Genomic DNA, 26,252 nt, shown 5'->3' on the forward strand with positions numbered 1-26,252 from the left:
TATGCAGAACGATGATAGACAGGAAGAATTAGAAAGAAAAATTGCAGAGGCGGTGGCGCTCGCGCAATCCGTTGTCGAGGACAATGAGCGGGAAAGTCACGCAGAAAATGGAAATACCGACAGCCCTGAGACAGAGGCAGTGATGACCGAACCGGGAGGAGAGCGTAAGAAGCTCTTATGGAAGGTAGTCTTGGGGGTATCATCGGTGGTTTTGCTGGTGTGCATCTGCCTGATCGTGAGATATGCGTTTGCACATAACCGGAGCAACCGTGCAAACCGGGCACTCAGGGAGTATGTGGATTATGGAACAGATGGAGCTACGGAGAGCGATGCCTCGTCCAAGCAGGATGCAGGAATTGATGATGTGATATTCCCGCATGTGAAGGTGGACTTTGATGAACTTCAGAAAAAGAATCAGGATATATGTGCGTGGATATACATACCTGGAACAGATGTCGATTATGCGGTACTGCAGGGCAGTGACAACAGCTATTATCTGAGCCATGATGCATATGGGGAGTACAGCCCTGATGGAGCAATCTTCATAGACTCTGCAAATTCCAGAGGATTTTCGGATTTTGATACGGTCATGTATGGACACAACATGTCCAGTGGAACTATGTTCAAGACTCTGCACAATTATGAGGATGAGGAATTCCTCAGAAACAACAGGAATGTGTATGTATACACACCGAACAGTACGCTGTGTTATACGGTGTTTGCTGCATACAGGACAAATGACAGACATATATTCACATACAATGATTTCTCTGACAAAAAAGGCAGACGGTCGTACATAGATGGAATATTTGACGAGAATTTTGATACTGGGGTTGTGCAAAATGACCAAAAAATAGATGTTGACAGCAGACTGCTGACTCTTTCTACATGTTGTGGAATGGATGGAAAAAGATGGATCGTGCAGTCGGTACTCACAGGGGAAATAGAAGCGGATGCCAGATAAAAAAGGGAGTTTTGCACAATTGACGCTCTCTTTTTATGATGGTATACTTTGGAACAAAGTATGATGTCAGGAGAAGGACATCAGGGAGACAAGGAGTGAAGGTTATGACAACAAGATTGGGGAAGGCAGCTTCATTTAAGAGAAAAGCGGCAGCCTGGCTTGCAGCGGTAGCGATAACATTAGGCTGCGGAACAACAGCATTTGCGAATAACAGCCCGGAGAATGATTATGAGACAGATTCGACACACATTCTCATATCCGAGGCGGATACAACTATAGCGGATATTGACAATCTCATGCTTGGAGATGCACCATCGGAGGTGCTTGGAGATAAATCACTGGATGGATATTCAACTCTTGCAGTGTTCTCAGTTACAGCGGTGAATGATTATGATTATTCTGAGATAGAGACGACAAAGATAAGAGGAGCAGCCATCACCAGTGATATGACAGTTCAGGTGAGATTTCTTCCGGATGACGGAGACTGGACCAAGATTCCATTCAGCGTAGAGAGCGGAGTTCTTCTGGCAGAATTCCCATCGGATGGACAGCTTGCAGTGTTTGTCAAGGATGACATAGATATACCGGATGATGATCCTCAGACTGCGGGTGTATCACAGGCAGGAAAGGCACCACAGACAGGAGACAGACTTCCAATATACATATTTACCGGAATCGTAGCGGCGGCACTTGTGGTTGTATCAGTGAGAAGGATAAGAAAATAATATATAGTGTATATAAAAAAAGAACTTTTGCATATATATGTGCAAAAGTTCTTTTTTATGTTTAGAAAGTCAAGTGATTATTTCATAAAGCACATTGAATAACATATTGATTTTTGGTAAAATTGTATATAAATGGGGTTTCCAGACACTTATACTGGTTATTCCGCAAATGTACATATCAAGAAAGGCAGGGAGTAATTTATGAGAAGAAGTTATGGCAGACGAATGATCGCATTTCTCATGGCATTCATTATGGCATTGTCCGTATTGTTCCAGAGTGATATTGCGGTCGGAGGGATTGCGCAGGTGCTGGCGGCACAGTCACAGAATGTGGCGACGGCCAGTGATGCGGAGAAGCAGAGTGATGTGGGGGATTCTGTTGCCACGCTGGCGGCGGATGATGCTATAGATCTGAATGCGGACGGATATTATTGTTATACAACGGTGACATCCGGTAAGACGTATTCGGGAAAACCATGGACGCTCACTTCGTCAGAGCTGGTGGTAAAGAAGATTGGAGATACGACCAACGACACGAAGCTGTCGTCAGATTATTATACTGTAGAATACAGTAACAATGTTAATGTTGGTACGGCAACAGTTACAGTCAGAGGTAATGCAGACATGAACTGTAGCGGTACTCTTACATGTACCTTTACTATAAAGGCAAAGAGTATAACTTCGACTGCACTTTTCTATATAGATGGAAAAGAGAAAGCGAACCAGCATAAAAATTGCAAAAATAAAATTTACACATATCAGGCTGGTGGTGTATGGCCGCAGATATATGTAAAGACAGCGAATACATCATCAGGATATTTCCTTACAGAAGGAACTGACTATGTTGTCGATTATTATAACAACGACGAGGAGTCAGAGGTAGTGGAGGATCCTCTTGGGGACGGCCCTAGAGTTGTAGTGTCCGCTGCAAAGAACAGCAATTATAAGATCGGTAGCGACGGAGAGTATTACATATACTACGGAATCAGCGCTGCAAACCTCAGTGATCAGGAGATATCACTGGAGGGTGATACATTTGTATATACAGGAAAACCTATAAAGCCGGCTGTTAAGATACTGGACAAGACCAACAACAAGTATCTGCACAGCATAGACGAGTGGGGTACAAATGACTATGAGTACAAGGTTGAGTATACCAACAATACAGATGTTGGAACGGCGACTGTCACAATAACAGGAGCACCTACCAGATTCAAGGGAACTGTAACCAAGACTTTCCAGATCGTGGATCAGGGAACTGAGGTATACAGCATAGCAGACGCTGACGTTACGGTGGATGACGACCTTGTATATGACGGAACTGCCAAGACTCCAAGTCCGGTGGTTAAGTATAAGGGCACGACACTTGTCGAGGGCAAGGATTATAAGGTGTCATACTACACCAACAATACAAATGCATCCACATCCACATCTAAGCCATCACTGACTATATCAGGACTTGGTTCATATGTGGGTTCAAAGACGGTGAACTTCACCATCAAGCCTAGGAGCACGGAAAATCTCTCCGTAACATTTGATGATGCAGTGTTCAACACCGCAAACAACATAACGATACAGGTTTCTCCACAGAATATTTCTGTCAAGGATAAGGAACTTGGAACTACACTTAAGTTATCCCAGGATTTCTCATATGACTTCAGTGAGTATTGGAATGCCAAGGATTACAATGTAGGAACACATAAGTTTAATATAGTAGGTATTGGAAATTACACTGGAACTGTTCCATGTGAGTTCCAGATTGTTGCAGCGGATATATCCAAAGCTGTAATAACTGCCGATGACGCCGAGTACACAGGTTCTGAGGTGACCACAACCCTGTCAAAGGTCACATTCAGCAATACGGATCTTGTGGAGGGCGTTGACTACGAGATATCAGGTTATGAGAACAACGTGGAGATCGGAAATTCAGCCAGAGTCATGATCAAGGGTCTCGGCAATTTCCAGGGAACATGTGTAGGTACATTTGCGATAAAGACATCTAAGATCAGCATGAATGATGTGGAATTTTCTACGATATCATCGATGAAATATACCGGAGCACAGTTGAAGCCGGATGTGACATTGACATACGACGGCAAGACACTTGTGGAGGGAACCGATTACTCTGTTGCTTACGGCGAGAATATCGTGCCGGGAACCAACAATGGTAAGGTTACATTTACAGGTATGGGAGACTATGCGGGTACTGTGTACAAATCATTTAACATACTTGCAAAGTCATTCTCAGATGCCGATGTAAAGCTGACTGTGAATAAGTCCAGTTATGAATATACCGGAGAGAACATAAAGCCGGATATAACAATTACATACAACGGAATGACATTGGTTGAGGGAGTTAACTACACCTTCCCGTTCAGCTACAAGGAGACCGGAACATGGACAGTCATTGCCATGTCAGCATCGGTATATTATTCCGGTTCAAAGTCATTCCAGATCACTATAGTTGCTCCGTCAGGTGATATGGGCAAACTCACATATGAGGATATACCTGACCAGTATTATAACGGCGGCGAGGTGAAGCCGGAGCTTACCATTAAGAATGGCAGTTATGTTCTGAAGGAGGGAACAGACTTCACAGTCACCGACAGAAAGAACAATGACAAGGTAGGAACTTCTACTATTACTATAGAAGGAATGGGCTCATACAGCGGAACTAAGGTTCTTGAGTTCAACATTTTACCTAAGCCTCTTGAGGACTGCGATGTCAAAGATATATCCGACAGCCAGTACACAGGAGAGGCATTAGAGCCGGCAGTCACCATCAAGAATGGCAGTGTTGAGCTGGAGCAGGATGTAGACTATACGGTAGAGTACAGCAATAACACGGATGTGACAGATGATGCCAAGGTCGTAATAAAGGCTGCAAATGATAATTATACAGGCGAGATCGTCAAGTATTTCAAGATAACACCTGTTTCAATCATTTCATCTTCAAGCGGAATGGGAATAACCCAGGCCGACCAGTCACAGATGTACACAGGTATGGCCATCGAACCGGTGATAAATGTAACCAGATACGTTAATGGTGAAATTATCAAGCTGGAGAGAGACAAGGACTATACTGTTGAGTATGCGAATAATATAGAGGTAACAGGTTCAGGAGAGAAGGCTTCGATCACTGTAACCGGTATAGGAAATTACACAGGACAGAAGGTTATACGTTTCGAGATAGAGAAGAGAGCTGTGTATAACTGTCAGATGGATGCTATAGCGGATCAGTTGTGGACAGGCTCAGCTATAACACCTGAGATCAATATATACAACGGTGAGATCAAGCTTGTTGAGAATGAGGATTACACAGTAGAGTATGCAGACAACACGGATGCCGGAAAAGCGTCAGTGACCATAACAGGCTGTGGTGATCATTACACAGGTCAGATCATCAAATACTTCAATATTACTAAGGAATTTATAGACATAAGCACAAGTGACAAGATCACTTTGACGGGACTTGAGGATCAGTCATACAACTTTGGCATGGCGGTCAGACCAAGCTTTACTCTGAGCTATGACGGCGAGGAGATGACAGCCGGATCAAACGGTGATTATACATATACCTTCAAGGACAACTATGAGGTCGGTACCGCAACACTTGTCATAACAGGTGTGGGCAAGTACAAGGGAACAAAGGAATACACGTTCAAGATCGCCAAGTATGACATATCAGGTGATACACTGATCATATCAGGCGACACATTTGAATATAGCGGTACTGCTATCAAGCCATCACTTGTGGCTGTGAAGGTTGGAACCGTCAACAGAATAACATCATTTGATGATTTCAATGTCACATACGGTGAGAATACAAATGTTGGAAATGGAAGTGTGACCATCACTCCAAAGGCGGACAGCAGCTATACAGGAGAGCTCACACAGAAATTTGTAATATACAAGAAGAGTATTACAGGTGCAACAGTTTCAGCTTCAAGTGTGACATACACAGGTAAGGCACAGACTCCTGCGGTGACAGTTACATGCAAGGACGGAATGGCAGTGCCTTCAGGAAGTTATAGCGTTGAGTATGCCAACAATATCAATGTTGGTACAGCTAAGATCACGGTAACAGCTCTGGAGGATGGCAATTTCGATGGAACCGCTACAGGAAGCTTCGAGATAAAGGCTATAGATATTGCCGGAGCCGATGTGGCTGATATAGCTGACCAGACATACACAGGCTCAGCGATAACACCGGATATAACAGTCAGCTACGATGGCACCGAGCTTGTTGAGGGTGAGGACTATGTTGTATCTTCATATGATAATAATGAGAATGTCAGCACGGCTTCAGCTAAGGCGTCGATAACCATAACTGGTAAGGGCGTATACAGCGGAACAAAGAAGATCGAGTTCAATATTGTTCCTGCATCAGTCAGCAAGGCAGTTGTAACAGGCGTTGAGGACAGTGTGGTATACACTGGCGCAGATATAACATTTGCAGGACTGGCAGTTACAGTGTCGGGCAGAAAGCTCACTGCTGCTGACTACACAGTGAAATATACAAATAACAGAAATGCTTCCACAACTGACAGCAAGGCAGAGATACTTATCACAGGTAAGGGCAATTACACCGGTGAGAAGATAGTTCAGTTCGTGATCGAGCAGAAGGATATAGCAGATTGCACAGTTCAGCCGATCAGCGCACAGATCTATACAGGAAAGGCTGTTGAGCCTGAAGTGACTGTCACTGACGGTGCAAACACTCTTGTAAAGGGAACGGATTATACCGTTGCATACAGCAACAATATCAATGTCACAACAACCGAGTCAAAGGCTGTTGCTGATATAAGTGGAACAGGCAACTATAAGGGATCTGTGAAGGCAACATTTGATATTGCCAAGAAGATCGTCAAGATAACAGATGCGGATGTTGCTGATATAGCAGATCAGACATACCACATGGGAGATAAGATAGAGCCGGCTGCAACAGTCACAGTGGATGGCGTGAAGCTTGACGCTGACTGCTATACGGTAACTTATACAAACAATGTGAATGTCGGAACTGCGACAATGACAGTTACAGGTATCACTGTACAGGGATATTCAGGAACTGTCGAGAAGACATTCAAGATACTTCCATTGTCTATTGCAAAGGCAGTGGCATCTAAGACTTATTCAGCGGTGTACACACCGGCTGGAACGACATTTACAGTTGAGAGCTTTGACATCACAGTTGATGGCAAGAAGTACACTGTGACGGACATGTCAGATTTCACTGTAACACAGAAGAACCTGATAAATGTTGGAACAGGAACAATAACAGTTACTGCAAAGGCTGACTGTAACTTTACAGGAAGCTTTGATATCGCAGCGACAATAACTGCAGCGAAGATAGAGGAGAGCTGGGCAAGCCTTGAGCAGACAGAGTTCAGCTATACCGGATCTGAGATAACTCCTGAGCCGGTTGTCAGAAGTGGAAATGTCATTCTCAAGAAGGATGTCGACTATACACTCAGCTACGACAGCAATGTGGAGTGTTCCGATAAGGCAAGCGTGATGGTGACAGGTACAGGTAACTATACAGGAGAGGTAAAGCTTCTCTTTACTATCGGTGCGAAGTCGCTCACGGGAGCAAAGGTAAGTGCTCAGGCACAGAGCTATACAGGTAAGCCGCTCACCACGAAGATCTCAGTCGTACTTGGAGACGAGAAACTTGTGGAGGGCCAGGATTATACAGTAGAGTATGTAGAAGGCGAAGTTACAAATGCAGGAACCGGTAAATTCAAGATCAAAGGTAAGGGCAACTATACCGGAGAGCTTGACGGCACATTTGTCATAAATGCGAGAAGTATAAATGCTGAGGGCATTACGGTTGCAGGTGTGGCAGATAAGACATACACCGGATTTGAGATAACACAGGATATAACAGTTAAGGATGGAGATGCGGTTCTCACAGAGGGAACAGATTACACTGTCGACTATGAGAATAATGTCAATGCATCGACCACAGATTCAAAGGCTGCAGTTATAGTCAGAGGTAAGGGTAACTATGACAGCAGTACAACAAGACGTGTAGAATTTACAATTGGACAGAAGAATATAACAGATGCAGAGATAGACGGCGTGGAGAGTTCAGTCGTATACACAGGAAAGGCTATTACATTTGATCAGGCTGTGCTCACTGTGGACGGTGTTAAGCTTGTAAATGGTGTGGACTACGAGACTGAATATGTCAACAATCTGAATGTATCTACTGCCAGCAGCAAGGCGAATATCATCTTCAGTGCAAAGGGTAATTATACAGGAAAAGCAAGCTGGACATTCACTATCACAGCAAAGAGCATAGAGGATTGTACAGTCAGCGATATTCCGGGACAGACCCACACAGGAAAGGCACTTACACCTGACATAACAGTCAAGGATGGCAGCAGAACTCTTGTGAAGGGCACGGATTATGATGTCGTATACAGCGACAATATTGAGGTGTCAACAGCAGACAAGCCGGCAAAGGCGGTTGTCACAGGAAAGGGCAACTACACCGGATCTGTACAGAAGACATTTATGATAGCAGAGAGAGTTATAGATATAACACCTGCGGTCATCTCTATAACAGACAAGGGACCATTTGTATATAACTATGGCAAGCAGATCACACCGGCTATATCAGTTACACTGGATGGAGAGGTGCTTCCAGAGGATGCGTATACAGTAAGCTATCAGAGCAATGTGAATGCCGGAAAGGCATACATAATCGTGACAGGAGCCGGAGAGTATCATGGAGTCATAGATACATCATTTACTATCGAACAGCTCGATGTGACAGGAGGAGTCCTTGAGCTTGAGAAGGATGCTTACGGATATACCGGAAGCGAGATCAAGCCTGTAGTGACAGGAATCACTCTGGCTGGCGGCAGCATAGAGCCTGGCACAGATTTTGACGTGACATACAGCAACAATATAAATGTAGGCAGTGGAGAGATAGCTCTCTCAGCCAGAAGCAGTTCAAATTATAAGGGAACAGTTACAGGCAAGTTTGCGATCACTGCGGCAGACATCACAGATGCCCAGCTCACGGTTGCCGATCAGACATACACAGGTGCTGCACTCAAGCCGGCAGTGACAGTATATCTGGGACAGACAAAGCTTATAGAGGGAACAGATTACACAGTGGGATATGCTGACAATACCGATGCCGGAACAGCAACGGTTACTGTAAAGGGTATGGGCAACTATGCCGGAACAGTTAAGACGACCTTCAAGATCGCAGCAAGATCCATAAGTGCAGCAAAGATAACTGTTGCAGATCAGGTGTATACTGGAGCTCCGCTTACACCGGAGATAACAGTTACATTAGGTGGAAAGCAGATCGCAGACACCGAGTATGATGTTGACTATAGTGGAAATACCGATAAGGGTACAGCCACAGTGACGATAACAGGTAAGCACAATTACACAGGAACAGCATCAGAGACATTCACCATATCCGCAATGGATATAAGCAAGTGCGTGGTCTCACCTATAGTGTCTGTTGTATACGACGGAACAGCCCACAGTCCAAAGGTTACAGTCAAGAACGGAGAGATAGTTCTGACAGATGGCAGTGATTATGACGTCACATACAGCGACAATGTAAGTGTTACAACAGACTCAAGAAAGGCAAAGGCAACTATCACAGGCCGTGGAAATTACACAGGTCAGTGTGTGGCTGAGTTTGAGATAACAAAGGCAGACTTTGCAGATGCAGTCATAACAGGAATACCTGAGAGTGTAGAGTATACCGGTGAGAGCATAGTCCTCACAGGATATGAGCTCACACTTGGAGATACAAAACTTGTAGAGAATCAGGATTACGTTGTTGAGTACACTGATAATAAGGAGATCGGAACAGCGACTGTCAGATTCATCGGAGCAGGCAATTACAGCGGTGAGAAGACTGCAGCCTTCAAGATAACAAAGGCAGATATAGCAAACTGCGAAATCAGCCCGATCCAGGGACAGACATGGACAGGTAAGGCCATAGAGCCGGTGCTCACCATAAAGAATGGCAGCGTCACCCTGAAGGCCGGAACAGACTATGAAGTTACATACAGCAACAATATAGACGAGACGGATGAGGCGAAGGCAGAGATCACCGGTATTGGCAACTATACAGGAACTGCTGTAGTCTACTTCTCGATAACAAGAAGCGTTGTGGATATAAACGGCGCTACAGTGTCGGCTATACCGGCGCAGACATATGCATTTGGCAAGGCTGTAACTCCTTCAGTCACTGTTATGTATAACGGAATTACACTGAAAGAGAATACAGATTACACCTTAACATATGAGAACAATATAAATGCTGGAACAGCATATGTGATCATAACCGGAACAAAGTATTACTCCAAGACAAAGAGAGTAAGCTTCGCCATCAACCCTGCGGACATATCAGCAGGCCGTGTGGTTATAGATCAGGAAAGCTTTGTGTACACAGGAAAGAGCCAGAAGCCTGAGGTTACAGGCATAGAGTTTGGAGATGTGATGATAACTGATATGGACAGCTTTGACATAAGCTTTGGCAGCAATGTCAATGTAGGAACAGCGTCCATCAGCGTATCAGCAAAGAGCAACACCAACTACAAGGGCAGCGTGACAGGTGAGTTTGCCATAACAGAGGCAGATCTGTCAGGCGCAGCAGTTGAGGTAGACGATGCGGTATATCAGGGAACACCTCTTACCCCGGCTGTCAGGGTAACACTTGGTACAGTGGTTCTGACAGAGGGCAGGGATTACACTCTGAGCTACAGCAGTAACACAAACGTAGGCAAGGGTACTGTAAAGATCACAGGAAGTGGCAATTATAAGGGAACCGTCAGTGCAGATTTTGCTATAACAGAGAGAACGATCACTGATGCCGATGTGGAAGTCGCAGATCAGATCTACACAGGTAAGGAGCTCATTCCTGATGTGGAAGTAACACTTGGAGACAAGCTTCTGACAAATGGTGTGGATTACACAGTTACCTATGAGAAGAATGTCAATGTCGGCACGGCAAACGTTATAGTAAAGGGAACCGGCAATTATAAAGACACTATCACAAAGACCTTTAGAATAGCTGCAGCAGACATTTCAAGTGCAGTTGCGTATAAGATCAGTGATCAGACATATACCGGAAGTCCTATCACCCCGGTAGTGACAGTAAGCATGGCTGATGGAACAACACTGAAAGCCGGTGTTGACTATGAGGCTGAATACACAGGAAACACAGATGTTACGACAAAGGATGCACCTGCACAGGTGGTTATCACAGGAAAGGGCAACTATGTAGGAACCCTCAGAACAACATTTGCGATAGTACCTAAGTCACTTACAGGAGTCGCCATCAGCGGATACAGTGAGTCTGTGGCTTACACAGGTGCTGATGTGACATTTGCAGATATTATAGTTGCCGATGGAAGCGAGATCCTCACAGAGGGAATTGATTACAGGATCACATACACAGGCAACAAGGCAGTCACAACAGAGGATGGTACATACTTTACAGTAACAGGTACAGGCAATTACACCGGAAGCAAGGATGTACACTTTGTGATTACGGCAAAGGATCTCAGGGAATGTGATGTCGAGGAGATTGAAAGCCAGGTATACACAGGAAAGGCCATAGAGCCGGAAGTAACGATAAGAAATGGTAATGTTCTTCTTGTGAGCGACGTTGACTATGATGTCACATATGAGTCGAATATAAATGAGACTACAGAGACAACAAAGGCTAAGGCTATAATCACAGGAAAGGGCAACTACACAGGAAAGGTAACGAAGGAATTCGTTATAGGAAGAGTATTTACAGATATATCAAAGGCTGAGATAGAGGCTATTCCGGATCAGACATATACGTTCGGACAGGCCATAACCCCTGAAGTCAAGGTAAGCTTTGGAGGAAAGGCACTCACACTTAACACCGACTATACAGTGACTTATACCGATAATATTGATGCGGGAACTGCAACTGTAAAGATCATAGGTACAGGTGATTACAACAAGTCAGTTACAAAGACATTTGTCATAAAGCCGGCAGATATATCAAAGGCGTCAGTAGTTCTCAGGGGAACATCATTCACCTACACAGGTGAGGCGATTACACCTGCAGTGACAAGACTTGGCGTTCCTAATGGTGGTGTGACTGAGAGTATCACAGATCTCTCTTCATTCGCTGTGGAATACAGTGACAATACAGATGCCGGAACGGCAAAGGTTACTGTAAGTGCAGGAAAGGATACGAACTACACCGGAACTGCATCAACTACATTTACTATCACAAGAAAGAGCATAAGCGGTGCGGTCGTGAGCGTGGCAGATGCTGAGTACACCGGATCAGAGGTTATACCGGATGTAAAGGTAACTCTGGGAGATAAGGTGCTGACAGCAGGCGTGGATTACACGGTATCGGCTGAAAACAATGTAGAGGCAGGAGAGGACGCTCTGTTAAAGATCACCGGATGCGGTAATTATGAGGGCGTACTGAGCCAGACATTTGAGATCAGTGCAAAGAGCATAGACGGCGGAAAGTGCAGCATACCGGCTCAGGTATATATAGGATCTGCGCTGACACCTGATGTAGTTCTTGAGGTTGGAGGCAAGACTCTGACCAAGGGTGAGGACTACACAGTTACATACGCAGACAACATAGATGTCACAACGGCTGAGAAGAAGGCATCAGCGATCATCAAGGCCATGGGCAACTACACAGGAAAGCTCACAGTTTACTTTGACATCACGGCAAAGACTCTTACAGCAGCCGATGTTGACAGCATTGATGCTCAGGAATACACCGGCGAGGCGATAGAGCCAGTGGTGGTCGTAAGAAACGGAGACACAGTTCTTGTTGCGGGAAGAGATTACGATGTAACATACAGCAACAATACAGACAAGACTACAGAGGCGAGAGCAGTAGTCAAAGGTAAGGGTAACTATCAGGGAACCGTTACAAAGCTGTTTGAGATATGCGGAGCAAGCATAGCACCGGCGGTTGTGACAGGAATACCTGAGAGCGCAGAATATACAGGTGACAGCATAACCTTTAAGGACATAACAGTTGTGATGAATGGAAAGACACTTGTATATGGAACAGATTACACAGTAAGTTATGAGAACAATGTCAATGCAACCACTGAGGACAGCATGGCATATGTTATCATAAAGGGTAACGACAACTACGGTGGACAGATAAGAACAGCCTTCAGCATAACCCCAAGAAGTCTTGAGAAGTGCAAGGTCGATGCCATCGGAGGACAGACATATACAGGCAGGGAGATCACCCCTGAGGTTACAGTAAGAGATGGATTAAAAGTACTCGAAAATGGAAGAGACTACACGGTATCTTACAGTGACAATATCGAGGTGGGCAAGAATGCCAAGGCAGTTATAGAAGGTAAGGGCAACTACACCGGACAGCTTACAGCAGAGTTCACCATCGCAAAGGAAGTGCTCGACATTTCAAATGCGGTGATAAGTGATATCGCAGATCAGTATTACAACTTCGGTGAGGAGCTCACACCTGCACTCAGTGTAAATCTTGGAGGAAGAAAGCTTACAGAGAATGTTGATTACAGCGTAACCTACACTGATAACATTGAGGCCGGTACGGCTACAGCTACAGTGAAGGGAATCGACCAGAATAAGGGCGAGGTAAGTAAGACATTCAAGATCCTTCCTATAGATATAACAACTGCAGAGATCGCACTTGTGAAGGATCCATATGGTTTCACAGGAGATGCGGTAACAGCAGATGTAGAATCGATAACAGTCACAAGAAATGGAGTTAAGAAGGTACTCACAGATCTCGCAGGATTTGAGATCACATGTACAGACAATGTAAATGTCGGTACGGCTACAGTTAAGATCGCCGCAGGCGAAGGCCAGAGCTATACAGGAAGCACAAGCACATCCTTCAGGATCGTTGCAGCTTCAATAGAGCAGGCAGAGGTCAGCGTTGACAGTGCAGTATATACGGGAAGCGCGATCACTCCTGTATGCAGAGTAGTTCTTGGAGGAAAGACTCTTGCAGAGGGCGTTGACTACAAGGTAACAGTTTCAGGCAATGTGAATGTTACTGACAATGCACTGGTTACTATAGAGGGAACCGGAAATTACACCGGAAAGCTCTCACAGAAGTTCAGCATAACTCCTAAGAGGATATCACAGGCTGAGGTAAAGGCCGATGATGCTGAATACACAGGAAGCGCAGTTACGACAACAGTCAGTGTAGTCCTTGATGGAAAGACTCTTGTTCAGGGAACTGACTATAAGCTCAGCTACAGCGACAATGTGAATGTCACATCTGACACAGCAAAGGCTGTTGTGACAGTGACAGGAACAGGCAACTACACAGGAACAGTCCAAGGAGAGTTCTCTATAACTCCTATGGATATATCAAAGCTTGACATACCGGAGATACCAGATCAGACATACGGCGGTCAGGCAGTAAAACCTGAACTGAGAATTGTAAATGGCAACAATGTTCTCTCAGAGGGCACTGATTACACAGTGGCATACGAGAACAACGATTCGGTTACAGACAAGGCCAGCGCTATTATCTCAGGTAGAGGAAGCTACAAGGGATCAGTGACCAGAACATTTGCTATAAAGGCATACAGCATAGACAATGCAGAGATAAGTGGAATCCAGGATGCGGTAGTATTTACAGGAGATGCCATTGAATTTGCAGATATAGCAGTTGTAGTAAACGGCAGGACACTTGTGAACGGTACGGACTACACAGTAAGCTACGAGAACAACCTGAACGTTACAGATGAGAAGAATCCTGCATATGTGATCATAAAGGGCACAGGAAACTACGGCGGACAGGTTAGAACAGCATTTGCCATAACAGCTAAGAATATCGGCAGATGCAGCATTGATCCGATTGGCGGACAGATATACACAGGTAAGGCGGTTGAGCCTGAGATCACAGTCAGAGATGGCGCAAGGATACTGGAGACCGGAAAGGATTATGACATTACTTACAGCAACAACACAGATGTGACAGACAGTGCTGAGGTCACCATAACAGGTAAGGGCAACTACAGAGGCAGCAACAGTGCGGTATTCACCATCACACAGGAGGTTGTGGATATATCAAAGGCTGTAATGAGCAAGGTCGATGACCAGTATTACAACTTTGGAAATGCCATAAGACCAGAGGTTACACTTACATATGGCGGCAAGACATTGACACAGGATGTGGACTACGAGCTTGTATACATCGACAATATCAATGAAGGTACGGCGACGATACAGGCAAATGGTATCAACAAGAACACAGGCTCGGTGAGCACAACATTTGCCATAAAGCCAGTAGATATAACAACTGCTGAGGTTGTACTTGAGAATGACTCATTTGAGTACACGGGATCAGAGATCAGACCTGCAGTTAAGATGATAACAGTAAGCAGGGATGGCAAGGCGACGGCAGTGACATCTATGACAGCATTTGATGTGACATACACGGACAATACAAATGTCGGAACTGCTGGTGCGGTTATAAAGGCAGCACAGGGAAGCGGATTTACAGGATCTGTGACAAAGAAGTTTGAGATCACAGAGGTGGATATCGCACAGGCTGTAGTTGATGTGGAAGACCATGTGTACACAGGAAGTGCAGTAAAGCCTGCATATACAGTGACACTTGATGGCAAGAAACTCACTGCGGGAACAGATTTCAATGTGGTGTTCAGCAACAATGTAAATGTTGGAACAGCAGCCATCCTCACAGTGACCGGTACAGGAAACTACAAGGGAACAGTTGTCGCATACTTTGCGATAACTGCAAAGGATCTGAGCAAGGCAGATGTGAATGTCCAGTCATCAGTTTACACTGGAAAGCCACTTACACCGGCTGTGACAGTAACTCTCGATGATGAGATATTAAATGCAGACATTGATTATGTTGTTTCTTACAGCAACAATGTGAACGCTACGACAGCAAAGTCAAAGGCGACTGTGACCGTCAAGGGAACAGGAAACTATAAGGGCACTGTGACTGCTACATTCGACATTGAGCCAAAGGCGATCAATGAGGCGAAGATCAATGATATACTGGATCAGATGTACAGCGGCAGTGAGATCAGACCGGATGCAAAGGTGACACTCGATGGAGTACAGCTTGTTGCAGGAACGGACTACACTGTGACATATGAGAACAACATAGAGGTTTCAGATTCAGCCAAGCTTATCGTAACCGGTAAGGGCAATTACAAGGGAACTGTAGAGAAGAACTTCAGTATAAAGAGTCTCACTCTTGAGGACGCAGAGGTATCAGGTATACCAGCCGGCACAGAATACACAGGAAAGACCATAACATTTGGCGAGATCGTTGTGACACTGGTCGGAAAGAAACTGTCCGAGGATGAGGATTACACAGTAGAGTATAAGAACAATGTAAACGTGACAGACAGTGCGGAGGTTGTGATAACAGGTATCGGCAATTACAGCGGAGAGCTGAGCAGAACATTCAAGATCACAGCTAAGGACATAAGCAAGTGTAGAGTCGATGCGATTGGCGGACAGGTACACACAGGAAAGGCTGTAACACCTGAGGTCACAGTGAGAGACGGAACACAGGTTCTCGTGTCTGGAACAGATTACAAGACAGAGTACAGCAACAACATAAATGAGACAACGGCCAGCTCGAAGGCTGAGATCAAGATCACAGGATCTGGTAACTACACAGGAAGCATAACAGTGAACTTCACGATATCTAAGAATCTTGTGGATATATCCAAGGCTGTGATAAGCAAGATCAGTGATCAGCTTTACAACTTCGGCCAGCCGCTCACACCGGATGTGACAGTTACATTTGGTGGAAAGACACTTGTATACGGCGAGGATTACGCACTCGTATATGTGGACAACATCGATGAGGGTGTGGCAACCGTAACAGTTAGAGGTATCAATTCAAATACCGGATCTTTATCGGCTAAGTTTAACATCAATCCGGTCGATATAAGTGATGGACAGATAGCTCTTGATGCATCCGAGTATATGTATACAGGAACAGCAGTAAAACCGGTGATCAATTCATTTACAGTGAAGAGAGCTGGAAAGACAGTGACAGTTACTGATTTTGACAACCTTGAGATCAGCTACTCGTCAAATACAAATGTTGGAACAGGTAAGGTTACTATAAAGGCACTTGAGGGTGAAGGCTTCACAGGAAGTGTCAGCAAGACATTTGCAATAGTAGGTGCTTCAGTCGACAATGCTTCAGTAAAGGTTGGAAACGGAGTTTATACGGGTGAAGCTGTAACTCCGGATCACACAGTTACACTCGGAGGCAGGACACTTGTTGAGGGACGCGACTACAGAGCAGACTACAGCAACAATGTGAACGTGACAGACAGTGCAGTGCTCACCATCACAGGTATGGGTAACTACAGTGGAAGCACCACAGCAAGATTTAAGATAAGTGCCAGAAATCTTGCAGATGCAGACATTACGGTGGCATCGGCAAGATACACAGGAGATCCACTTACACCTGCAGTTACAGTTTCACTTGGCGGAACAGCTCTTGTGGAGGACAGAGACTTTACAGTTTCATACAGTGACAATGTGAATGTCACAACAGACACAGATAAGGCAGGCGTTACCATCACAGGTATAGGCAACTACACTGGAACGGCGGTTGAGAAATTCGATATCGCAGCTAGAGACATATCTCTTGCAGAGATAAAGGACATCGACAGACAGAATTATACCGGTAATGCGGTTACACCAAAGCTCACTGTTGTTGACGGACAGAGAGAGCTTGTGGCAGGCAGGGATTACACCGTAAGCTACAAGAACAATGTCGAGGTGACAACGGCAGCAGTTGCGGTGATAACAGGAAAGGGCAATTATTCAGGAACTGCCAGCAAGCTGTTTGCTATTGGCGGTGCAGATATTGCAGATGCAGATATAACAGGTATAAAAGACAGCGTAACCTACACAGGAAAGGCAATAACATTTGCCGGACTTAAGGTAACATACGGCGACGATGTACTTGTGGCAGGAAGAGACTACACTGTATCATACAGTGGAAATAAGAACGTGACGGACAAGGCAAGTGTTACCATCACAGGTATTGGCAACTACACAGGAAGTGTTAACAGATACTTTGCTATAACAAGAAGAAATCTTGCAGACTGTCATGTGAGCGAGATCGAGGGTCAGATTTACACAGGCAAGAAGATAGAGCCGGAGCTCACAATTACATATGGAGATCTGGTGCTTGTAGAGGGTGTTGACTACGAGATCGAGTACAGCAATAATATTGAGCCTACAGCAGGCGGACAGTCGGCAAAGGCAACAGTAACAGGTAAGAGAAGCTACACAGGAACTGTGGAGAGAGAATTTACCATTACAAAGGATCCTGTAAATATAAGCGGAGCCAAGATCAGTGCAATACCTGATCAGGAGTTTGCAAAGAAGAATATCACACCTGCGGTAAATGTTACATACGGTGGCAAGACGCTTGTACAGGGAACTGATTACAAGGTTTCATACATCAATAACTATAATGTTGGAACTGCCACAGTGACGATCACAGGATATGGAGACTACGTAAGTTCTAAGACGGCAACTTTCGAGATCGTCAAGAGAGACGTAACAGGTTATGTAGCAGAGCTTTCAAAGAGCAGCATGACATACACCGGAAAGGCACTCACTCCATCAGTTACAGCTATTAACAGCAGTGACGGAGCATTTGTGCTTGACGATGAAGATATCGCGGGCTTCATAGTGAGATATGCTTCAAATGTAAACGTTGGAACAGCAACGGTTACAGCTACAGCAGGAAGCCGGTCTAATTACACAGGAAGTGTGACAGCAACATTTGCCATAACAGCGGCATCAATCGATAATGCAGTAGTTGTGGCAGAGGATACGGAATACACAGGAAAGCCGGTAACTCCAGCCGTTACAGTGACAGTCAACGGTGTTGTGTTATCAGCAGCGGATTACACAGTGGCTTACAGTAACAACACTGAGGTCGGAACCGCAGAGGTAAGCATAACAGGAAAGGGCAACTACACCGGAGAGACAACAGGTACATTTGAGATAACAGCAAGAAGTATCAAGAACTGTACAGTTGAGTGCAGTACATCGATCGAGTACACAGGAAACCAGCTCATACCTGTTGTAAAGGTAAAGAATGGTGATGTGGAGCTGACAGAGGGAGTTGACTACATACTCAGCTTCGATATGAACACAGATGTGACAGGACGCGCAAAGGTGGTTGTGACCGGTAAGGGCAACTACAAGGATTCAGTGACAAGATACTTTGCAATTACAAAGAAGAGTATCGCTGGAGCTGAGATCAAGGGTATTACAGGAAAGGTATTCACAGGTAATGCAATAACACAGGATATTGAAGTTGAACTGGATGGACAGAAGCTCAGCCAGGGAACGGACTATACTGTGAAGTACGAGAACAATGTTCATGTAGGAACAGCAGTCATAACAATAACAGGTGCAGGCAACTACACAGATTCTGTAAAGAAGAGCTTTGTGATAAGCAAGGCAGATATAAGCAACACGGCTGTTATAAACGGAATTGAGTCCGAGGTTATATACAAGGGCACAGCATTTAAGTTTGATAATGTCACGATAACATGGGGAACAAATGTGCTGAAGGAAGGCAGAGATTACACGATCACATACCAGAACAACAGCGGAATCACCATGACGAGAACAAGTAAGGCTTCAGTCACTGTGAAGTTCATGGGCGACTACAAGGGAAGCGTTACAAAGCAGTTCAGGATCAAGGCATTTGACATATCAAAGGCAACCGTATCAGCGATAGCAGACAAGACCTACACAGGATCAGCGATCAAGCCGGCGGTTACAGTTAAGATCGGCAGTACAGTGATAAATCCAAAGGAGTACACGGTTGAGTACAGCAACAACGTGAAGCCGGGTGTTGCAAGTGTTACGATCACAGGACTTAACAACTTCTACGGAACAAAGAAGGTTACATTCAACATCCTTCCTGCAAAGGTGAAGAACCTTGCGGCAAGCGGTGAGACAACAACATCACTGAAGCTATCATGGAGCAGCAGTGCATATGCCCAGGGATATGAGGTGTACAGATATGATACAGGTAAGAAGACATATGTGAAGGTTGCAACAGTGAAGGGCACAAGCAGCAATATCACAGGTCTGGCAGCGGGAACTGATTACAAGTTCGCGGTATCAGCATATGTGAAGTCGTCAGGCAAGACACTGTATAGCGAGAAGACAGTCATAAATGCAGCAACAAAGCCAGCTAAGGTTTCAGGTATTTCATTCAGCAGCAGGGCAGAGAAGTCGATAGCGCTCAAGTGGAATACAGTTAAGGGAGCTACAGGCTACAAGGTATACAGACTTGTAGCAAAGGACAATTACAAATATCTTGGTTCGACATCAAAGACAGCTTATAATGTAAACGGTCTGACTGGAAGTACAGCTTACACATTCAAGGTAGTTGCATACAAGAAGGTCGGCAGCAAGGAGCTCGTTGGTGAGGATGCTACAGCAAGGATCATGACAACGCCATCGGCAGTCAAGAATCTTAAGATCAGTGCCAGAAGCAATGCATCGATAACGATGAAATGGAGCAAGGTAAACAACGCTGATGGATACATAGTTTACAGATACCGCGGCAACAGAGCAGTCAAGATCAAGACCATCACAAGCAAGTCAAAGGTCGTATTTGTAAGCTCAAAGCTCAGTGCCGGAACAACGTATAAGTACAGAGTTGTGGCATACAAGAAGGATGGAAAGGCGATCGTAGAGAATGCCGGAACATATGTATCAGGATTTACACTTCCTGCAACACCTGTTGTATCAGCGAAGGCCGGAGTCAAGCAGGCGAAAATTGCATGGAAGAGAGCCAAGGGAGCAACAGGTTACATCGTATACATGTCAACATCAAAGCGTGGCACGTATAAGGCTGTTGCAACTATAAGAAAGGCAGGAACTACTTCATACACCAAGAAAGGCCTGAAGAAAGGCAAGACATATTACTTCAAGGTGCGTGCATTTAACAAGTCAGGTAAGACAACATATAAGAGTTCATACTCAACAGTAAAGAAGATCGTTGTCAAATAGTGACTGACAGTTAGATAAGGGAAAGCCGGAAATAAAACTATAAAAAGCATCCAACCGGGTGAGCCTGGAAACAGGCTTATCTGGTGGATGCTTTTTTGTTATCTATGAGGCGGAGGAATCTGTCCGCCTGAGAGATGATAAAGTCCTTAAGTGCTTTATATGGAAATACATTCGTTGTATTATTGCCTACATCGGTGTCTATGGAGGTGAATGAGTCGAGATCATTCTGCAGTCTGCTCTGTGAGAAACATAGACATTTTTTTATGGTCATATCAGGTGATGAAACCTTCGGTATGATTGGTGAGAAATCCCTGATAAACAATGGATTTGTCACATTGTAATCACCGTAGAAAAACTGTTCTGAGAAGAAATCCCGGAATGGGATGCTCCTTCCCTCCGGCTGCATGCTGAGCTCGTGCATTCGGACATGGTCTATGTCGCGTGTCACACAGGTGGGAGTGTTATCGCCTGCCTCAAACTGAAAATATTGCGGCCAGAATTCCTCCACATAGGCGGCGTCCATCATGAGATGGGCAAGTATGCCAAGGTCGGCAGGTGTCATAGCTTCCACTGGATATTCTGACAATATGTGATCGATGTCCGGATATTTTGTTATGAGATCGTTCTGCCATTCCGGCCTGAAATGTGTCAGGGCTTTGTCCATAACCGCATCTGGAAGAACGCAGCCCAGCAGGAAATCATTCAGCAGCTCCGGCTGGGATTCCTTTGAAATATGAAGTTTGTCTGCGATGTATCTGCCCTCGCACAGGTGTATTATGTATCCCGGCATTGCAGCCCTCCCATATAGAATATATTTGTCAATTTGTAAAAAAGTGTACCCCCGGAGCCCCCGTAATGTCAATAAAGACAATTTCATACAAACAGTTTACTTGACTTATAATTTGTTAGGCGGTAAAGTCATAGATGGATAAATGGGATATCCATATCAGAGTAAAAGGAGAAACGTGTTGAATAACGATTACAACAAAGAACAAAACGACAAGAATGACGACAACAAGAATAATGGCAACAAAGGCAAAAACAGGAATGTCATGGTTCTGCTTGTCATCTCGGTGATATTGACACTGCTGTGCTGGAGAGCATACGACAAGATCACAAATGGAACGAAAAAAGAGATCCCGTACAGCGGATTTGTGGAGATGCTGGATTCGGGAGAGGTGGACAATGCGGAGATATATGCCAAAAAGATCAGATTTACCTCAAAGGAGTCTGACGGCACTCTGGATAAGAACACCTATGTGACAGTGAGGATAAGCGACGATAAGCTGGCAGACAGACTTAAGACAGCCCATGAGAAGTATGCCACAACATACAAGGGCAAAGACGAGAGCGGTTCAGCCATGGTCGGAACGATACTCTCATATGTGGTCATGATAGCTGCATTCTATCTGTTCCTCTCGTTAGTGACAAGGCGGAGCGGAATGATGGGCTTTGGCAAATCAAACGCCAAGGTATATATGGAGAAGAAGACCGGAGTCACATTTGCAGATGTTGCAGGAGAGGATGAGGCAAAGGAATCCCTGACTGAGATGGTCGACTTCCTTCACAACCCTAAGAAGTATATGGCTATAGGTGCAAAGCTTCCAAAGGGAGCACTGCTGGTCGGCCCTCCGGGAACCGGAAAGACACTTCTGGCAAAGGCTGTTGCCGGAGAGGCAAACGTGCCATTTTTCTCCATGTCGGGATCAAGCTTCGTGGAGATGTACGTGGGAGTCGGAGCATCGAGAGTCAGAGACCTGTTCAAACAGGCATCTGAGATGGCTCCTTGTATAATATTCATAGACGAGATAGATGCCATAGGCCAGAGCAGAGACAGCGTGAGGGGCGGTGATTCGGAGAGAGAACAGACACTGAACCAGCTTCTTGCCGAGATGGATGGATTTGACACATCCAAGGGAATAGTGATACTGGCTGCGACCAACAGGCCGGAGACACTTGACAAGGCACTCCTGAGACCGGGAAGATTTGAAAGAAGAGTAATAGTTGAGAAGCCGGATCTTCAGGGTAGAATAGACACGCTGAAGGTACACTCCAGAAATGTCAAGATGGATGAGACTGTGGATCTCCGTGAGCTTGCGCTTGCCACAGCAGGTGCGGTTGGAGCAGATCTCGCCAACATAATAAATGAGGCGGCGCTCACTGCGGTCAGATCCGGAAGGAGCATGGTTTCACAGGCTGATCTGATTGGTGCGGTGGAGCTTGTATTTGCAGGAAAAGAGAAGAAGGGCAAGCTGCTCGGCGACCAGGAGAAGAAGGTCGTTGCATATCATGAAGTTGGACATGCTCTTCTGGTTGCTCTCCAGAAGCACACTGAGCCTGTTCAGAGAATTACAATAGTTCCTAGAACGATGGGTTCTCTGGGATATGTATGGCAGGTGCCTGAGGAAGAGAAGTATATGGAGACCAAGGCTGAGCTTGAGGCGAACATTGTGACGACCCTCGGCGGAAGAGCTGCAGAGGAATTGAAATTCGAGTCAGTGACCACCGGCGCGGCAAATGATATAGAGCAGGCGACCAAGACAGTGAGAGCGATGATAACCATGTATGGAATGTCAGACAAGTTCGGACTCATGCAGCTTGAGACTGTTCAGGGAAAATATCTCGACAGAAATGCAGTGCTCCAGTGTTCAGACAAGACTGCTGCAAAGGTCGATGAGGAGATTAGGAATCAGCTCAAGAAGGCATATGATGAGGCCAAGAAGCTTCTCTCAGAGCACATGAATGCGTTGGATGCCATCGCACAGTATCTGATAGAGAAGGAGTCGATAACAGGCCAGGAGTTCATGGAGATATTCAACAGAGTTGAAAATGCTGAACAAAATGTTGAACAGGAATAAAATTAAAACAATAATAAGATCAAAAAAAGAGAAGCCGGGGCTGGCAAAAAGCTCCGGCTTCTCTTTTTTCTATATCTGCTTTAGATTATATCTGCTGAAGATCGTCCAGGGTCTTGCCGTATGCCGGTAAAAACTCGCACACGAAGTCGTTTACCTCAGGATAAGTCTCAGCCATCTGTGACACGGAATTCATGATCGTACCCATGGCACTGGAGAACTCGGTATTTCCCGATCCTGTCTCCTCCATGCATTTGATCAGGGCGGACAGCTTGTCAGCCGCCTTGACGAGCTTCCAGAGATATACATCGTTCTCGTCGTCGGCATCCTTAAAAAATATCGGTTCATAGGCTGGTCTGAGATCGCCCGGCAGCTTGTCAAGAAGTGTGTGGCATGCGATATCTTCCACATCCTTGAAGGCTGTCTTGATATCATCGTTGTAGTATTTCACCGGGGTCGGCATGTCGCCGGTGATGATCTCCGATGCATCGTGATAGAGACCTATGAGTGCAGCTCTCTCGGCGTTCAGAGTCTTGCCGTAGCGTACATTGCCGATGGTTGCCAGTGCGTGGGCTATCATGCTCACCTCCAGGCAGTGCTCACACAGATTCTCCTCGCGGTTGTTCCTCATGAGTGCCCATCTGTCAATATATTTCATTCGTGATATAAGTGCAAAAAAGTTGTATTCCATCATAAAATCCTCGTTACATCTGTTTATCGTTGTGGAAAAAGTTATATACCGCAGTGGCTGCAGTCTTGTTCATTCCCTGCGGGATCTCGAGATCAGCAATGCTGGCGGCACGGATCTTGTCTATGTCCTTGAAGTATGCCAGAAGAGCCTTTCTCCTTGCCGGACCGATGCCCTCAATATCGTCCAGAACTGAGTGGATCTGGGATTTGCTTCTGAGACTTCTGTGGTACTCGATTGCAAATCTGTGGGCCTCATCCTGAAGTCTTGTTATCATGTTGAAGGCCTGTGTATTTGCAGGGAAATCTATCTCCTTGTTGTTGTAATAGAGTCCTCTGGTTCTGTGGTGGTCATCCTTTACCATTCCGCATACCGGGATGTTGAGACCAAGCTCGTCAAGAACCTCCAGAGCTATGTTGACCTGACCCCGGCCGCCATCCATCATGAGTACATCAGGGTAGATATTAAACCGCTCGTCTGTGAACCTTCTTGTGAGTACCTCCCTCATGCTTGCGTAGTCATCCGGCCCGTCTATGGTCCTGAGCTTGAACTTTCTGTAGTCATTCTTCTTGGCGCGTCCGTTTTCAAATACCACCATGGATGCCACGGAGTGATAGCCGCTTATATGCGATATATCAAATGCTTCAAGGCGTCTTGCGGATGAAACTCCGATAAGCTGTGCCAGCTCATTTGCCGCACCCTCAGTGCGCTCCTTTTCACGCTTGAGCTTGTCGGCATCCTGGTTCATGACCAGAAAAGCATTGTCCTTTGCCAGCTTGAGAAGCTTCTGCTTGTCTCCCTTCTGGGGAACAATGATGTGTACCTGACTTCCCCGGCGGGCGCTCAGATATTCCTCGATGACCTTGTAGTCCTCAATCTGTTGCTCGATAATGATCTCCTTTGGCAGATATGGAGTGGAAGCGTAGTATTGCTTGAGAAAAGACTCCATTATCGTGCTGTAAGCCTCAGCATTTACGCCGCTCATGTGGTAGTGTTCCCTGCCGATCATCTTGCCGGATCTTATGAAGAATATGGATATGACACACTCATTTCCAAGATCGGTGGCCATGGCGATCACATCCCTGTCGTCTGCGCTTGTGTCACCGACTCTCTGGGTGGACTCAATGTGATGGATGCTCTTTATCAGATCCCTGATCTCGGCGGCCTGTTCAAATTCCATATCCTCGGCCAGCTCCTTCATCTGCTTTTCGAGATCCCTGATCACATGACCGTGGTTGCCGTTCAGAAAGCTTATGGCATCCTGGACATTTTTGTTGTAATCCTCCTTGGAGATATATCCCTGACAGGGCGCCATGCACTGCTTTATCTGGTGATACAGGCAGGGCCTTTCAAGGCCCATATCCCTTGGCAGAACCTTGTTGCAGCTCCTGATGTGATACAGCTTTTTCAGCAGCTCTATGATATCCTTCACCGCTTTGGAATTGGTGTATGGGCCGAAATATTTGGAGTGATCCCGTTTCATCTGATGGCTGTACAGTATGCGCGGGTAATCCTCCTCCACAGTAATGCGGATATAGGGATAACCCTTGTCATCCGTGAGCATGGTGTTGTAATGCGGTCTGTGCTCCTTTATAAGGTTGCACTCTAGAACGAGAGCCTCGATCTCTGAACCGCAGACAATATATTCAAACCATGCAATATGGGATACCATCTTCTGAATCTTCGGGGATTTCTTGTAGCCGGTCTGGAAATACTGATGTACTCTGTTGTACAGATCTATGGCTTTTCCTACATATATAATATGATCCCCCGAATCGTGCATGAGATATACTCCTGGGACATGGGGGAGCTTCTTAAGTTCTTCTTCAAAATCAAACATGTCATTCACCTCAAAAATCTTAGATAAGTATATCACTATACTTACTATCATGTCATTCTTTCCTCAGAAAATTTGAAAAATAAAAAAGGATTTTGAGAAAAAACGGAGAATAATAAAAATG

The 26,252-nt window shown here is 45.4% G+C and carries 7 protein-coding genes; 4 read left to right on the forward strand and 3 right to left on the reverse strand.

Annotation, left to right across the window (positions count from 1 at the left end):
* Position 1: 1 nt before the first annotated feature.
* The 3 genes from srtB to ARA78_RS10180 all read left to right on the forward strand — a co-directional run bounded on the left by srtB (position 2) and on the right by ARA78_RS10180 (position 20,748).
* A complete protein-coding gene (srtB, locus tag ARA78_RS10170) occupies positions 2-964 on the forward strand; it encodes a class B sortase (protein WP_055280483.1) in 963 nt (320 codons plus the stop codon).
* A gap of 104 nt (positions 965-1,068) precedes the next feature.
* Positions 1,069-1,689 (forward strand): hypothetical protein, encoded by a 621-nt coding sequence (locus ARA78_RS10175; RefSeq protein WP_055280541.1) that lies wholly within the window; start codon positions 1,069-1,071, stop codon positions 1,687-1,689.
* A 201-nt stretch (positions 1,690-1,890) separates the two neighbouring features.
* On the forward strand, positions 1,891-20,748 hold the full coding sequence (locus ARA78_RS10180) for a fibronectin type III domain-containing protein (protein WP_055280484.1): 18,858 nt from the start codon (positions 1,891-1,893) through the stop codon (positions 20,746-20,748).
* Between the two features lie 76 nt (positions 20,749-20,824).
* Here the strand turns inward: ARA78_RS10180 and ARA78_RS10185 are convergent, their stop codons facing one another.
* On the reverse strand, positions 20,825-21,538 hold the full coding sequence (locus tag ARA78_RS10185) for a hypothetical protein (RefSeq protein ID WP_055147013.1): 714 nt from the start codon (positions 21,536-21,538) through the stop codon (positions 20,825-20,827).
* 262 nt (positions 21,539-21,800) lie between these two features.
* Here ARA78_RS10185 and ftsH point away from each other — a divergent pair, with 262 nt between their 5' ends.
* The gene (gene ftsH, locus ARA78_RS10190; RefSeq protein ID WP_055280542.1) at positions 21,801-23,606 is read left to right on the forward strand and encodes an ATP-dependent zinc metalloprotease FtsH; all 1,806 of its coding nucleotides are present in this window, start codon (positions 21,801-21,803) and stop codon (positions 23,604-23,606) included.
* An 85-nt stretch (positions 23,607-23,691) separates the two neighbouring features.
* Here ftsH and yfbR read toward each other — a convergent pair whose 3' ends face one another.
* Positions 23,692-24,294, reverse strand: coding sequence for a 5'-deoxynucleotidase (yfbR, locus tag ARA78_RS10195; RefSeq protein ID WP_055147010.1), 603 nt, complete (start codon positions 24,292-24,294; stop codon positions 23,692-23,694).
* Between the two features lie 13 nt (positions 24,295-24,307).
* A complete protein-coding gene (gene uvrC / locus ARA78_RS10200; RefSeq protein WP_055280543.1) occupies positions 24,308-26,131 on the reverse strand; it encodes an excinuclease ABC subunit UvrC in 1,824 nt (607 codons plus the stop codon).
* Positions 26,132-26,252 lie beyond the last annotated feature (121 nt).

Source organism: Coprococcus eutactus, assembly GCF_001404675.1.
Taxonomy (GTDB): Bacteria; Bacillota; Clostridia; order Lachnospirales; family Lachnospiraceae; genus Coprococcus; species Coprococcus aceti.

Bases quoted from the DNA above. Each gene is read 5' to 3' on its own strand.
- srtB (WP_055280483.1), top strand. From the start codon at position 2: ATGCAGAACGATGATAGACAGGAAGAATTAGAAAGAAAAATTGCAGAG.
- ARA78_RS10175 (WP_055280541.1), top strand. From the start codon at position 1,069: ATGACAACAAGATTGGGGAAGGCAGCTTCATTTAAGAGAAAAGCGGCA.
- ARA78_RS10180 (WP_055280484.1), top strand. From the start codon at position 1,891: ATGAGAAGAAGTTATGGCAGACGAATGATCGCATTTCTCATGGCATTC.
- ARA78_RS10185 (WP_055147013.1), bottom strand. From the start codon at position 21,538: ATGCCGGGATACATAATACACCTGTGCGAGGGCAGATACATCGCAGAC.
- ftsH (WP_055280542.1), top strand. From the start codon at position 21,801: ATGGTTCTGCTTGTCATCTCGGTGATATTGACACTGCTGTGCTGGAGA.
- yfbR (WP_055147010.1), bottom strand. From the start codon at position 24,294: ATGGAATACAACTTTTTTGCACTTATATCACGAATGAAATATATTGAC.
- uvrC (WP_055280543.1), bottom strand. From the start codon at position 26,131: ATGTTTGATTTTGAAGAAGAACTTAAGAAGCTCCCCCATGTCCCAGGA.